Source organism: Paraburkholderia panacisoli, from assembly GCF_008369935.1.
Classification (GTDB): Bacteria; Pseudomonadota; Gammaproteobacteria; order Burkholderiales; family Burkholderiaceae; genus Paraburkholderia; species Paraburkholderia panacisoli.
In genome coordinates this window covers 139,415-152,510 of sequence record NZ_VTUZ01000018.1, presented here as the reverse complement: position 1 = coordinate 152,510, position 13,096 = coordinate 139,415, and the positions used below count along the sequence as shown (strand labels likewise).

Annotated in this window: 11 protein-coding genes; 3 read left to right on the top strand and 8 right to left on the bottom strand. The window is 64.5% G+C overall.

Going from position 1 to position 13,096, the window contains the following annotated elements; translation table 11 throughout:
* Positions 1-55: 55 nt before the first annotated feature.
* The 3 genes from FVF58_RS25725 to FVF58_RS25715 form a co-directional block, all read right to left on the bottom strand.
* Positions 56-1,276 carry a sensor histidine kinase gene (locus FVF58_RS25725; protein WP_149672675.1) on the bottom strand — a complete coding sequence of 407 codons (1,221 nt, stop codon included), beginning with the start codon at positions 1,274-1,276 and terminating at the stop codon, positions 56-58.
* Positions 1,277-1,462: 186 nt separating this feature from the next.
* Positions 1,463-1,888 (bottom strand): DUF3830 family protein, encoded by a 426-nt coding sequence (locus FVF58_RS25720; protein ID WP_149672641.1) that lies wholly within the window; start codon positions 1,886-1,888, stop codon positions 1,463-1,465.
* A gap of 441 nt (positions 1,889-2,329) precedes the next feature.
* Positions 2,330-3,241, bottom strand: coding sequence for a helix-turn-helix domain-containing protein (locus FVF58_RS25715; RefSeq protein ID WP_149672640.1), 912 nt, complete (start codon positions 3,239-3,241; stop codon positions 2,330-2,332).
* 181 nt (positions 3,242-3,422) lie between these two features.
* Here FVF58_RS25715 and FVF58_RS25710 point away from each other — a divergent pair, with 181 nt between their 5' ends.
* Positions 3,423-4,424 (top strand): helix-turn-helix transcriptional regulator, encoded by a 1,002-nt coding sequence (locus tag FVF58_RS25710; RefSeq protein WP_149672639.1) that lies wholly within the window; start codon positions 3,423-3,425, stop codon positions 4,422-4,424.
* A gap of 97 nt (positions 4,425-4,521) precedes the next feature.
* On the opposite strand, the gene FVF58_RS25705 is transcribed toward FVF58_RS25710, so the two are convergent.
* The 5 genes from FVF58_RS25705 to FVF58_RS25685 form a co-directional block, all read right to left on the bottom strand.
* Positions 4,522-5,937, bottom strand: coding sequence for an amidase (locus FVF58_RS25705; protein WP_149672638.1), 1,416 nt, complete (start codon positions 5,935-5,937; stop codon positions 4,522-4,524).
* 89 nt (positions 5,938-6,026) lie between these two features.
* The gene (locus FVF58_RS25700) at positions 6,027-6,788 is read right to left on the bottom strand and encodes an ABC transporter permease (RefSeq protein ID WP_149672637.1); all 762 of its coding nucleotides are present in this window, start codon (positions 6,786-6,788) and stop codon (positions 6,027-6,029) included.
* Complete coding sequence (locus tag FVF58_RS25695) at positions 6,785-7,711, bottom strand: ABC transporter ATP-binding protein (protein WP_149672636.1); 927 nt, start codon at positions 7,709-7,711, stop codon at positions 6,785-6,787. Before FVF58_RS25695 ends, FVF58_RS25700 begins: the two co-directional genes overlap by 4 nt.
* 468 nt (positions 7,712-8,179) lie before the next feature.
* Complete coding sequence (locus FVF58_RS25690) at positions 8,180-9,871, bottom strand: tannase/feruloyl esterase family alpha/beta hydrolase (protein WP_149672635.1); 1,692 nt, start codon at positions 9,869-9,871, stop codon at positions 8,180-8,182.
* On the bottom strand, positions 9,868-10,974 hold the full coding sequence (locus FVF58_RS25685; protein ID WP_149672634.1) for an OpgC domain-containing protein: 1,107 nt from the start codon (positions 10,972-10,974) through the stop codon (positions 9,868-9,870). The genes FVF58_RS25690 and FVF58_RS25685 overlap by 4 nt, the downstream gene beginning before the upstream one ends.
* Before the next feature lie 585 nt (positions 10,975-11,559).
* Here FVF58_RS25685 and FVF58_RS25680 point away from each other — a divergent pair.
* Complete coding sequence (locus FVF58_RS25680) at positions 11,560-12,744, top strand: acyltransferase family protein (protein WP_149672633.1); 1,185 nt, start codon at positions 11,560-11,562, stop codon at positions 12,742-12,744.
* Positions 12,745-12,836: 92 nt separating this feature from the next.
* Positions 12,837-13,094 carry a hypothetical protein gene (locus tag FVF58_RS25675; RefSeq protein ID WP_188130928.1) on the top strand — a complete coding sequence of 86 codons (258 nt, stop codon included), beginning with the start codon at positions 12,837-12,839 and terminating at the stop codon, positions 13,092-13,094.
* The last annotated feature ends 2 nt before the right edge of the window (positions 13,095-13,096 follow it).

Genomic DNA, 13,096 nt, shown 5'->3' with positions numbered 1-13,096 from the left:
TGAGCCACGAGCCGGATCTACACGCCGAATCGCAGCGTCCGCCGACGCGCCCGGCTTACGAGCCCGCCGCCTCGAGGCGCATCGGAAACGTAATCTCGAACACCGTCCCCTCGCCTTCCCGCGAATCGAAACGGATCTCGCCTTCGAGCACCCGGCACAACTCCGTGACGATCGCGAGCCCCAAACCCGCGCCCGGAATATCTTCGTGAGTGGCGCGCTCGAATTCCTTGAACACGCGCTCCCGGTCGGACTCGCCGATACCCACGCCGGTATCCGATACGCGCAACTGCCAGCAATCGTTCTCCAGCGCGGTCATCGCCAGTTCGATCCGGCCCGCCCGCGTATATTTCGCCGCGTTGGTGAGCAGGTTGAGCGCCACCTGCTTGAGCTTCAGCCGGTTGGACACGACCTCGTCGAGCGCGCTGTCGAACGCCGTCTGAAGACGCAGCCCTTTCGCTTCGATGGCGGCCTCGCACGAGATCACCAGTTCATCGAACAGTTCGCGCAGCGCGAAACGCTCCAGCGTGAGCGGACTGCTGTCGCCGAGCACGACCGAGTATTCGACCAGCTCGTCGACCAGCGTCTTCATATCGGTGGTCTGGCGCCTCGCCAGCGCGAGCGCCGTCTCGACCTTGGACGGCGCGCGGCTGATCAGCTGCAGCGCCATCGAAAACACATTGAGGAAGTTGCGCAGATCGTGCACGACACTGCGCGTGATCTGCATCCGCGATTCGTATAGTTCGGCCACCAGCCGTTGCTTGAGCGTCAGTTCATGATTGGCGCGCTCGAGCCGTCCGGTGTAATCGTCGATCTTGCGATCGCGTTCGGTGACGACCTCGCGGATCGACGTGAGCGTGACGAACCCGACGGCTTCGTCGATGAAATGCCGCGCCCGCTCCTCGTGGCGCCGCGTGAAATACGGCCGGGCTTCGCTGAACTCGACGATCGTGCCGCTCAGCATCTGGCGAAACAGATCGAGTTCGCGCACCAGTTCGTCGATCCGGTAACCCTGCTTCCAGCGCAATTTGCCGTGCAGCCGCGCGTCGCGCTCCATCGCGCTCTCCACGGAGTCGAGGTCCTGCTGCTCCAGCGCTGCGCAAATTTCGTCGAGGATGTTCGGGATGTGATCGGCCAGCTGCTCGTAAGTCAGCCGGTCGGATTCGGTCAGTTCTGCGTCGTGAAAGACGGCCTTCATCCAGCGCTCGGTCAAATCGACCTGCTGTGAACGCAACTGTGCGGCGAAAGCGCTCAGCGGAGAGATGTGCGAGTCCGTCATGTAGGAGACCTGACGCCGCAGCGCGGCGAAAAGAGTGTGCCGCTCCATACGCAACGCGAGTGCATCGCTGCAAACCGCGCGGGGAGGCAGATCGCGGACGCTTCACACGCCGCGCTTGCGCTCCAGTATGCGCGATTTGCCGGCCGAGAATTAACCAGGCTTTGGGACGCGCGCGGCGCGCGCCGCTCAGAGCTTCTCGAACAGCACGTCCTGCGCGCCTTCCCACAGCACCTTGGTGCCGAGTTCGCGCAGCTTGTCGCGGCCTTCGACGACGGTCAGGAAATGGTTGCCCGCCAGTTGCCCCATCTTGCTCGCGAAGCAGCAGGAGCCGTACGCAAGAATGATCTCGGTCTCGCTGTAGCCGCCCGGGTAGAACAGAATGTCGCCGACCGACGGGTGGCTCGTGTGATTCTCGAAGCCTACCGCCACGCCGTCATTTTCCAGCTTGAAGTCGCCGAGCGGGACCCAGCAGCCTTCACCGCTCCAGCGCACGTGGATAATCTTCTGGCGGTACGGCAAAAGCTTCAGGAACGCGGCCACGGTGTGCGGCGCGTCGGGATGGGTTTCGGCAGTGAAGACGTGGCCGCAGGAGGTGATTCGAAGTCGGGTCATCGCAAGATATCCAGTGTGACGGGTGAATGGAAAGGTCGGTCAGACGCGGGCTGGGCCAAGGCCATGCGGGCATCATTCTGTCGTCCGGCGCAAGGCTTCGACAGATACAGTTGCTTTCGATGCGCTCAGGCCAGTTGGAGCGCAGCCCGCCGCGCACCTTGAAAGCGTCGCAAAGGCCCGCGCGCTATAGCCATGCCAGGTCTTGCCGGATAGTCGCCACGAAAGTTCGTAGTTTGCAAGCCGCGCAATGCGCAGCACACTGCGCAAAGTGCGTGATTCCCGTCAGAAGGTAGCACGGCGGCGCGGCAACACCGCCGGACGATCAAAGCAGCACAAAGCGGCAAAAACTGCGAGCACGGCAAACGCGGCATGCATCCGGCCACTTCCGCCACTGCGATCGCCAATGGCGGCCTCAACAGCACTTGCGCGATCCGCCGCGCGTTAGCCGCGCAGCCGGTAAGCGAGCGGCGTCACGCCATAGCCACGCTTGAACTGCACGGAGAAATGACTGGCACTTTCGAAACCAACCGCAATCGCAATGTGCAACACGGTCTGATCGGTGGCGCGCAGCAGCCTCGCCGCTTCCTCCAGCCGCAAGCGCGTGACGAACTGATGCGGCGGCTCGCCAGTCTCGCGGCGAAACACCCGCGCAAAATGAAAACTGCTTAATCCGGCGTGCCCGGCCAGTTCGTCGATCGTCAGATCGGCGGCAAGGTTGGCGCGGATATAGTCGGTCACGCGGCGAATGCGGCGCGGCACCAGCTGTTCGGGCGGCGCGAGCAGCCGGCCGGACGCCTCGCGCCCGCGCGAATAATGCTGCAGCAGATGCGCGGCGAGCGCGTGCACCAGCGCATCGACGTACAAACGCGAATCGGCAGGATCGCCGGCCGCGCGATGCAACGCGCCGAGCATCGCGGCGATCAGCGGATCGTGAAACTGCATTGCGTCGCCGAGCGACAATTCGTGCGAGCCGCCGAGTTCCATCTGCGCGGCGACGCTGTCGATCAGGCTGCGCTCGAGGTGCAAATGAACGGTTGACAGCGGCTCGTCGCTGATCGAATGCCAGCGCCACGAGATCGGCGCGGGCGGCACGAACCACACGTCGCCCACGCGCAGATCGGCGCTTTCCCAGCGCCCGTGCAGATTGCGTTCGAGGTGCTCGGCGCCGCTCGCGAGCGTCATCAGCGTGAGGTCCTGCAGGCCGGGCGCTTCCAGCAGTTCCTGCTCGGCCGGTTCGAGATACGCGCGCAGCACGAGGTGCCGCCACGCACGGTCCACGCTCGACACGAGTCGTTGGCCCGCCATGTAGCGGTCGTAGGCGAGCGTCGTTGTCAGCTTCGGAATTCGTGCCATCACGTCCATTCCCAGGAGGTGCGTATGCAAGGAGAAACCCCGCCACACCCGCATTGCCGGTTCGCGGTCAGCGCAAGATCGCGAAAATGATAGCAAGGAACCGGCTACCGTAATTTTCGGAAATAGCTAATCATTCAGGTTGTCGTCTTTCACGCGTTTCGAACGCCGGAGCTACCGTTTCATGGAACACGAATGCGATACGCTGCCGCATTGGCTGACCGGCTCGCCGCAAGGCGAAGCCGGGCACGCGTCGGCAGCATGCAACCCCGCGGGGTCCGCACAACCGGCCTACCCGGCCGGCACGCGGCAACCCGTGAAATCGGCCCACGCGGCCGAAGCATCGAGAGCATCGACCCGCACCGCAACCGGTGCCGCGCCCACTGGATTTCTCACCCTCTTCACCGAGGAAGAGATCGGCACGCCGTCGCCCGCCGCGCGGCGATCCGCGCCGGTCATCAGTCCGCTGGGGCGTTTCGGCAGCGCGCAGGACCGCATCGAATTCGTGCGGCGGCGCATCAGGCAGCTTGGCTTCGACTCGTTCAGCTACTCGGCCACGCGCACGTCGTCCCATCACAAGACAATGTTCGTGCTGAGCAGCTACGAGTCGCAGAGCTGGCTCACGCGCTATTTCCGCGAGCGCTATTTCGAGCTGGACCCGCGCGTCACGCTGGCGTCGCCGACCGGCATGCCGTTGCTGTGGAACACCGCCGACATGCGCGCCGAGTTGCCGCGCGCGCAAATGCGCAGCGAACGGCTGGGCGGCCTGATCGACATGCTGGAGACGACCGGCCGCAAAAGCGGGATTCTCACGCGGATGCCGCTGCCCGAGCCGGAGCTGAGCGCGAGCCTGTGCTTCAACTCGGAGATCGGCAACCCGCGCTGGATGACCGAATCGATCGTCGCGGAAACGCTGATGTTCGCGCACACGATCCACGAGTTCATCTGGACGCATGCGAAAAGCGTGATCGGCATCGCGCCCGCGCAGCAGCAGCGCGTCGCGTTGAGCGAGTTGCAGCACGCGGTGCTGAAGGCGGTCGTGCAGGGTCAGCGGGACAAGGAGATCGCGTACTTCCTCGGGCTCTCGCCGCATAACGTCGACTATCACCTGCGCCGCTTGCGGCAGTTGTTCAACGTGCGCAATCGCGTGCAATTGATCAACGTCGCGCACGCGTATGTGTCGTAGTTCGAGAACGACGACGTGACGGCGAACGCCGTCACGTCGTGCGGGCCTGCGGCACAGACATCCAGTACGGACATGAACCTGCCCGTGAGCCGTGCGCTCAGCGCACTTGCGGCTGGCCGGTCGCCCACGTGCCGATGATCTCCTCGACCGCCCGCGCCGCCGACAGCAACGCCGCCTCGCCCCGCACCTTGCCGACGATCTGGATGCCCACCGGCAGTCCGCTCGCGCTCATCCCGCACGGAATCGCGATGACCGGCATGCCGGTGAGCGTCAGCGCGTAGGTGATCGCGAGCCAGTCGATGTAGGTGTCGAAGTGCTGGCCGGCCGCGTCGCGGATATCACGCGCTTCGACCGGAAACGGCAGCACGATCGATGCCGGGCAGATCAGCACGTCGTAGCGTTGCAGGAGCGCAATCATCTTGTGGAACAGTTCGGCGCGCGTGCGCTGCGCGGAGCGCATCGCGCGGTTGTCCAGTTGCAGACCGAACTCGATGTTCCAGATCACGTTCGGGTTCAGCACGTCGCGATGCTGCGCGAGCACGTCCTCGTAGTTGGTCGCGTAGGCGATGCCGCGCAGCGTGTGGAACGCCTGGGTCGCCGCGCTCAGATCGAGATCGCTTTCATCCACGCCGATGCCGGCGCCCGCTAGCCGATCCATGGTCTGACGGCAGATCGCGAGAATCTCCGGTTCGGCCGTGGCGATGCCGAGCCCCGCGCTAAACGCGACGCGCGCCGGACGCCGGGGGCTGCGCGCATGCGCGAGAAACGACCGCGCCGGCTCACCCAGCGACAACGGTACGCTCTCCACTTCCCCGCACATCGCGTCGAGCAGCAGCGCCGCGTCGGTCACGTTGCGCGCCATCGGGCCGTGAATGCCGAGCGTGTCGTAGGGATTGGCGGCCGGGCCGTATGACACGCGCCCCGGCGTAGGCCGCAGACCCACCACGCCGCAGAACGCCGACGGCGTGCGCAACGAGCCCGCCAGATCCGAGCCTTGCGCGACCCACGCGGTGCCCGACGCCAGCGCGGCGGCCGCGCCGCCGGACGAGCCGCCCGCCGAGCGCGACAGATCCCACGGATTGCGCGTGATGCCGAACACGCTGTTGTACGTATGGCCGCCCGAGCCGAACTCCGGCGTATTCGATTTCGCATAGACCACGCCGCCGTGCGCTTCGAGCAGCCTCACGCCGGCGTCGGAGGTGGCGGGTATCCGGTCGCGATAGACCAGCGAGCCGCGCGTGGTGCGCACGCCCGCGACATCGGTCAGATCCTTGATCGGCACCGGCAGGCCGCACAGCAGGCCGCGCTCGGCCACCGGCTTTTTCAGCAGCGCATCGGCATGCGCGTGCGCGCGCTCGAAACACAGCGTGGGCAGCGCATTGACCTGCGGCTCGACGCGCGCCACCTGCGCGGCCAGCGTGTCGAGCAGGTCATGCGGACTCAGCGCCTCCTCGCGCAACAGTTCGACGACATCGCACGCGCTTCGCTCAATCAGACTCAGATCAACAGACATGGTGGCAATCGGCTCCGGGGTGAAGGTGTCCGCCAGTTTCGCATGCCGCGTTCGGGAGCGCCGCCAATTCCGCGCGACGCCACACGCCCTCAGCTCTTGAGCCGGTAGCCGGTCCTGAAGATCCAGCCGACGATCAGCAGAAACACTGCGAGAAACAACGCGGTCATGCCGAGACTCAAGCCGACGTTCACGTCGGCGAGGCCGAAGAAACTCCAGCGAAAGCCGCTCACCAGATAGACGATCGGGTTGAACAGCGTCACGACCCGCCAGAACGGCGGCAGCATGTTGACCGAATAGAAGCTGCCGCCGAGAAAGGTCAGCGGCGTGACGATCAGGAGCGGCACGAGTTGCAGCTTCTCGAAGTTATCCGCCCAGATGCCGATGATGAACCCGAGCAGGCTGAACGTCACTGCCGTCAGCAGGAGAAACAGCACCATCCAGAACGGGTGCTGGACCTGCAGCGGCACGAACAGTCCGGCGGTGGCGAGAATGATGAGCCCGAGCAGGATCGACTTGGTGGCCGCCGCGCCCACATAGCTCACCACGATCTCCAGGTAGGACACCGGTGCCGACAACAGCTCGTAGATCGTGCCGGTGAAGCGCGGAAAGTAAATCCCGAACGACGCATTCGAGATGCTTTGTGACAGCAACGACAGCATGATCAGCCCCGGCACGATGAACGCGCCATAACTGATGCCGTCCACTTCCTTGATGCGCGAGCCGATCGCCGAGCCGAACACGACGAAGTAAAGCGAAGTCGAAATCACCGGCGCGATGATGCTTTGCATCAGCGTGCGCCAGGTGCGCGCCATCTCGAACTTGTAGATCGCGCGCATTGCGTGGATATTCATTGGTCACCTCGGAGCAGACTGACGAAGATGTCTTCGAGCGAACTCTGCGTGGTATGCAGGTCCTTGAAGCGGATGCCGGCATCGTCGAGCGCCTTGAGCAGCGCGATGATGTCGGTGCGGCCGCCGTCGCCTTCGTACGTGTAGATCAGCTCGTTGCCGTCCTTCGCGACGGCCAGCGCGTAGCCGGCCAGCGACGCCGGCACCTGCGTGAGCGGGCTGTCCAGTTGCAGCGTCAGCTGCTTCGTGCCGAGCTTGCGCATCAGTTCCGTCTTCTCTTCCACGAGCATGATCTCGCCGCCGCTGATCACGCCGATGCGGTCGGCCATCTCCTCGGCTTCGTCGATGTAATGCGTGGTGAGGATGATCGTCACCCCGCTTTCGGCGAGCGAGCGCACCAGCTTCCACATGTCGCGCCGCAACTCGACGTCCACGCCGGCGGTCGGCTCGTCGAGGAACAGCACCCGCGGTTCATGCGACAGCGCCTTGGCGATCAGCACGCGGCGCTTCATGCCGCCCGACAGCGTGATGATCTTGCTGTCGCGCTTTTCCCACAGCGACAGGTCGCGCAACACCTTCTCGATGTACGCCGGGTTTTTCGGCTTGCCGAACAGCCCGCGGCTGAACGACACGGTCGCCCAGACGGTTTCGAAGGAATCGGTGGTCAGCTCCTGCGGCACGAGGCCGATCAGCGAGCGGGCGCCGCGATAGTCGGCGGCGATGTCGCGGCCGTCCACGGTGACGCGGCCCGCGCTGGCATTGACGATGCCGCAGATGATGCTGATCAGGGTGGTCTTGCCCGCGCCGTTCGGGCCGAGCAAGGCGAAGATTTCTCCACGGTTGATAGCCAGGTTGATATTTTTGAGCGCATGAAAACCGCTGGCATAGGTTTTCGACAGGTTCGTGACCGAGACGATTGGCTGCATGGATTCGACGATGGCAGACACCATTATCCGATTGGAAGGAACGGCGCGAACGCGCGACCGCCCCCGCAATGTAATGGAAAGTGCGAAACCGTGCAGCGCGCAAGGCGACGGCGCGGCGCGGACTGCCGAAAGCCGTGTGCCGCGAAAGCACGGCGCGACGAACGGAGCGGCCAGCCGCTCTGTAATGCAGAATAGTTCGGGTTCCATAGCAATACGACGAAGGACGCGGACTGGCGCGCGCGCTGCGCCGCGTTGCAGCGAGGTGGATCGGCGCCCACCACCGCTGCTACGTCCATCTCGTGTCGGGCGGCGGCGCAGAGGCAAGCGGCGCCGCCCTTCTTTGTTGCAGCGTGTGACTGCACGCCCAGCGACGCACCGGCCAGACAGGTTGCAATTGCAACATCAGCAGGCGTTTTGCAAGAACTGCCCGCCACCCTCATTTCCTGCTTCACCCCGCCTTGATCCGCCTCAAGGCCCGGAAGGTTCGGCGCACACGAAACTGCTTGCCTGATTCACGTTGCCCTTGCCGGTGTAGCGCGGAAACAGCGGGTAGCGGCACAACGGCCGCGAGCGTCCATTGGTTGCCGCGGCGATGTCGGTTGCCGTCAAGGTTTCGGGCGCCGTGCCGCGCGTCACCCAGTTGTCGAGCGCGCCTAGCAGATCCACCGACGGAATGAACGCGCCGCTGCCGTGCTGAAAACCCGGCACCATGTAAAGCCGCATGAAATCGTCGACCTGCGCGGCGCCGAAGCGATCGATCAGCGCCTGGTGGTACGCGATCGTCTGATTCGGGCTGATCACTTCGTCGGCGAGGCCCTGCAACGTAATGAGCTTGCCGCCGTGCGCGATGTAGCGCGACAGGTCGGGGTTCATCGCGCCGATCGTCTGCGATAACGCCATCAGCTGCGCGCGATATTTTCCCGGATGTTGCGGGTCGAATCGCAGCGAATCGAAGTCCGCGTCCCGCGCGACGAAGTAGCGGATATAGCCGTCGCCTTGCGCGAACAGATAGCCGTTGGCGAAGAACGTCGGCACCGGCGAGCGCTCCCGTTGATGCGCGAGCCCGAGCATTCCGGCCAGATGCGTGCCCTGAAAGACGTTGTAGCCGCGATAACCGCCAACGTCCCAGCCGAGACGATACGGCAGCGACAGGCCATCGCGCATCACGAGCAGCGTGGAGAGTTGCGCGTCGGTGAGGCATTGATCGTCGCGCAGAGTCGTGGCTCCCGCGCAGCGCAACGAATCGACGATCTCCGCTTCGTGCGCGCGGCACGCGGCGACATCGCTGACGATGCCATCCGCCGCGCCGTCGAGCCGGTCACACGCGGCGAGCGTGCGTTGATACACGCGCTCCAGCAACAGCGGCGGAACGAAGCCGCCGGGCGTCGCGTATTCCGCTCGGCCCAGCTTCACGCCGATCAAACGCACGCCGGAAAAATTGAGCGCGGGCGAATTGGCGATCACCCCGTCGTAGTCGTCGGGAAAGCGCTGCATCACGGTGTAGCCTTCGCGCCCGCCGGTCGAGCCGCCGGCGAAATACATGCGCTGCGGCGGCCTGCCATAAGCGTGCGCGATCAGCGCGACGGCCGCATCGTGCGTCTTCTTCAGGTGCGCGTAGCCGAAGTTGGTGACCGCTTCGTCGACGAGCCCGAACATCGCGAGCGACGAATCGCCGACATGCCCCGAGTCGTCGCCGAACGTCGCATAGCCCTGCGCGAGCGGCGCGCGGTCCGGCGAAAACGGCATCACGCCGGTGCCGCTCACCATCACGCCGTTATAGCCGCCGCCGCCGATCTGCAGCGCGCGGCCATTCCAGCGGCGCGGCAGATTCAGATCGAAACGGATATCGGGCGTGCTCGCTTTGAGCGCCTTGATGCGGCCCGTGATGCGGCAATACTCGCCGCCTTGCTGATTGCCGGGCGCGGTGGCCCGCACCATCGCCGCGCTTTCGATCTGTGCGCCGGCGCTCGGCAATGCAATCAGTTCAGCAGGCAGCACCGCGCCCGCGAATTCGGCGCAGCGCATCGCGAGCGGGGCATCCTGGGGCGCGGCAAGCGCGGGTTGAGCCGGGTGAGCCGCGAGCCACAAGAGCGCGCCAGCGGCCTTGGCGGCCGCGCGCGCATTACGCGTAAAACGCCTGCGGCGCCATCGCGCCGTCATCCGTAGCCCGCCCCATTGGCCGGCGCACCGGACTGCTGCCCTTTCCAGCCGTTCCAGCCGCGCGCGATCATCAGCAAGGCGCCGATCGCGACCAGATCGCCGCCCAGCCCGATCAGCACGCCGCGAAAGCCATGAAACGTGTGCGGCGTCGCCGTGTCGACGATCAACGACACCAGCGTGCCCATGACAAAACACACGAGCCCGGTGCGCCCGACCGTCACCACGGCCGGCAGGCGCTGCGCGAGCCATGCGACGCAACCCGTCCGCACGAACCGCGCGGCCAGCCAGGCAATCACGACAAAGTTGATCACACGATCCACGGACAGATTCTGTTTAAGCGTGCCGGGCAACGGTTGCGTCAGCACGAAGAGTTTGACGACTGCGAACGCCAGCACCGCGACCACCGCGACTCGTGTGAACCAGCGCGCGGTGCGGCTTGCGTGGAAGCGTGCGCTGACAGGCTGCACCCGGCACAGAATGCCGAGCACGAACATCAGTTGCCACGCAAACGGATTAAAAGCCCAGTCGGCCATGTCGTCAATGCTGAATAACGCGGCCAGCGGCCGGGCCAGCGCCCAGATCGCCACGCTCAAACCCAACGCCATCAGCGAAGAACGACGTGCGAGCGGCACGACGAACGGCACGCCTAGCGCGAAGATCACGTACATGGGCAGCACGCTCGACAGATACGGTTGCCGCCGCAGCACCGCGATGTCGAACGCCTCGCGCAGCGGCTGACCCGAGAAGGGCAGCCAGCCGGTCAGCTCGACCATCGGCGGATTCAGATGCAGCAGCGCAAGCAGCGCGCCGGACACGAGCGTCAAGACTGCCGTCAATAGGTACGCACGATAGATTTCCCAGCAGCGCCTGACGAACCGCATCTTCGCCGCGTTTTCGCCGCGGCCCGTAAGCACCGCCGTATAAGCCGCCGCCGATGCGTAGCCGCCGAGGAACACGAACACTTCGGCTGCGTCGCACAACGCATACGCGTGCAGCATCAGATGCGATAACGTGCTGCCGGGAATGTGATCCAGCACGATGACGATCAGCACGACGCCGCGAAAGAAATCGACTTCGATCGAACGTCCCCGGCGAATTTCCATTCGTGCCCTCGCACAATGATGGCGCGCGACGCGCCGTAAGCCTCGGTCGATCGACCGCTGCATTCGTAGCAACACATCGTAGGAATACGAGGAGAATAGAATGTTCCGGCCACCCCTGTGCGCGCCGCCGCTGGGCGCTGACAACCAGCCTCTAATTTCCATTCATGTAGCAGCGATCTGAAATTCGGCTGTCGGCGTGCGGTAATACTGAGTCATTGCGCGCTCGAATTACGGCAACTTTTGCGGCTTTCATACCCACAGCCCGAAAACGACCGGCAATACGCGACGAAAAAAAATCACTGAACGCGGCACGCGATTTTTTTCGCTTTTTTTCATCGTACGATGCTTGCATGCTTGCCCGCCGAAGCTCGCGCGTTCGTCTCCCGCGATGCCCTCTTGCGGCGGCGGCCACTCATGTGGACCGGACACGCTGCCGGCTGATCCGCGACCGGCCGGCTCGCCGAGCGTCGTGACGACGCCTCATATCCGCCGAACCCGATTTCGCCGGCGCCGGCATTCCGGTCCTTCCATCACCCCCTGAACGGCAGCGCCTCGCGCGCGGCCTTCACTCTGGAAGACAACCACATGAACAGCAGGATTGCCGGCTTCGACGGATTGCGCGCCATCGCAGTGCTAATGGTGTTCCTTCAGCACCGCCTGTTTGGCGACATCGGCGAGATCGGTCATCTCGGCGTGTGGATCTTCTTCGCGCTGAGCGGCTTTCTGATCATCGGCATTCTTTCGACGCAACGCGCGCGCATCGAAACCGGCGGCAGCGGATTCGGGGCCGAACTCAAGCGCTTTCTGTTTCGCCGGACCTTGCGCATCTTTCCGATCTACTACCTGATGCTGACGGTAATGTGCGTGCTGATGGCATTCGGATTCGCAAGTCCTGAACTGGCGAGCGGCATGCCGTTTCATTTCGCTTATCTGTCGAACTTCTGGATTGGCGCGGTGCTCCGTTACTGGCCGGGGCGCTATTCGCATTTGTGGAGTCTCGCGATCGAAGAGCAGTTTTATCTGGTGGTCGCACCGTTATTGCTGCTGCTTGCCGCGCGGCGGCATCGCGCGGTGTGCTGGGCGATCGTCGCGCTCGGACTGGTCTCTTTGCTGGCGATGCGCGCCGCGCATTGGGAAGAGATCACGATCTACACGCATCCGCTGAGCAACTTCTGGTTGCTGGCGCTAGGCGGCATCGGCGGCCTGATGATCGTGGGCGAACGCAGCCGCGTGCGCGCGTGGCTCGGACACGGCCTCACGCTGTTCGCTCTGAGTCTCGGCCTCGTGGGTTTGTGCGCGACCGAGCCGACATGGAGCACGCTCGACAATCCCCTGCTGTTCACCGCGGTCAGCGCTTTATACGGCGTCTGCATCGCGGCGCTCGTGTGTTCGATTGCCTGCTGCCGCAACGCCGTTGTGATCGGTCTGCTCGAAACGGGCTGGCTGGTGAGCTTCGGCCGCATCAGCTACGGCTTTTATCTCTATCACAATCTGATCCCCGACCTCACGCGCAACCATCACGCAGAGGCGCTCTTCGGCGGCACGGTGCCGATCTGGGCACACGCGGCGGGCATCGCGGCGTCGTTTGCGCTCTCGCTCGCGATCGCGGTTCTGTCCTGGCGGCTGATCGAAGAGCCGATTCTCCGGCTGAAGACACGGCGCCGGCCGGCGCACGCAACGCCGGCTGTTTCAGCGCCAACGGCGGCCACAGTGGCGCCTCGCAACGAGCGCACGTTGCGCGAAGACAGCACGGCTTCCGACGCGGTCTAATCCGCGCCGCGACTTCGATCGCGTCAATCACGTTCACCCCGTGGTACGCGCATTGCTGCTCTCCTCGTTAAACCCATCAATCGGAGAGCGTCATGGCAAACATGCCAAATCCCCCGAATGAACCCGAACGTCAGGCCGACGAAGACCCCGGCAGCCCGCCCACCGAGGTCTCCAAGCCTATCGGCGATGCAATTCCCACCCCGGTCGAGCCGGGCCTCGATCAGCCCCTGCCGCACAAAGGTGAAACGCTTCCGCCCTCCGACGACGCAGACGACGCCAAACTCGATGCGTTAGGCGAAACCGACCCGCCTCCCGGTGTTCCGCCACCGGGGCCGTCCGACTTCGCCTAGCG

Coding starts and splice junctions, on each gene's coding strand:
- FVF58_RS25675 (WP_188130928.1), top strand. CDS start 12,837: ATGGCAAACATGCCAAATCCCCCGAATGAACCCGAACGTCAGGCCGAC.
- FVF58_RS25685 (WP_149672634.1), bottom strand. CDS start 10,974: ATGGAAATTCGCCGGGGACGTTCGATCGAAGTCGATTTCTTTCGCGGC.
- FVF58_RS25700 (WP_149672637.1), bottom strand. CDS start 6,788: ATGAATATCCACGCAATGCGCGCGATCTACAAGTTCGAGATGGCGCGC.
- FVF58_RS25690 (WP_149672635.1), bottom strand. CDS start 9,871: ATGACGGCGCGATGGCGCCGCAGGCGTTTTACGCGTAATGCGCGCGCG.
- FVF58_RS25680 (WP_149672633.1), top strand. CDS start 11,560: ATGAACAGCAGGATTGCCGGCTTCGACGGATTGCGCGCCATCGCAGTG.
- FVF58_RS25720 (WP_149672641.1), bottom strand. CDS start 1,888: ATGACCCGACTTCGAATCACCTCCTGCGGCCACGTCTTCACTGCCGAA.
- FVF58_RS25715 (WP_149672640.1), bottom strand. CDS start 3,241: ATGGCACGAATTCCGAAGCTGACAACGACGCTCGCCTACGACCGCTAC.
- FVF58_RS25705 (WP_149672638.1), bottom strand. CDS start 5,937: ATGTCTGTTGATCTGAGTCTGATTGAGCGAAGCGCGTGCGATGTCGTC.
- FVF58_RS25725 (WP_149672675.1), bottom strand. CDS start 1,276: ATGACGGACTCGCACATCTCTCCGCTGAGCGCTTTCGCCGCACAGTTG.
- FVF58_RS25710 (WP_149672639.1), top strand. CDS start 3,423: ATGGAACACGAATGCGATACGCTGCCGCATTGGCTGACCGGCTCGCCG.
- FVF58_RS25695 (WP_149672636.1), bottom strand. CDS start 7,711: ATGCAGCCAATCGTCTCGGTCACGAACCTGTCGAAAACCTATGCCAGC.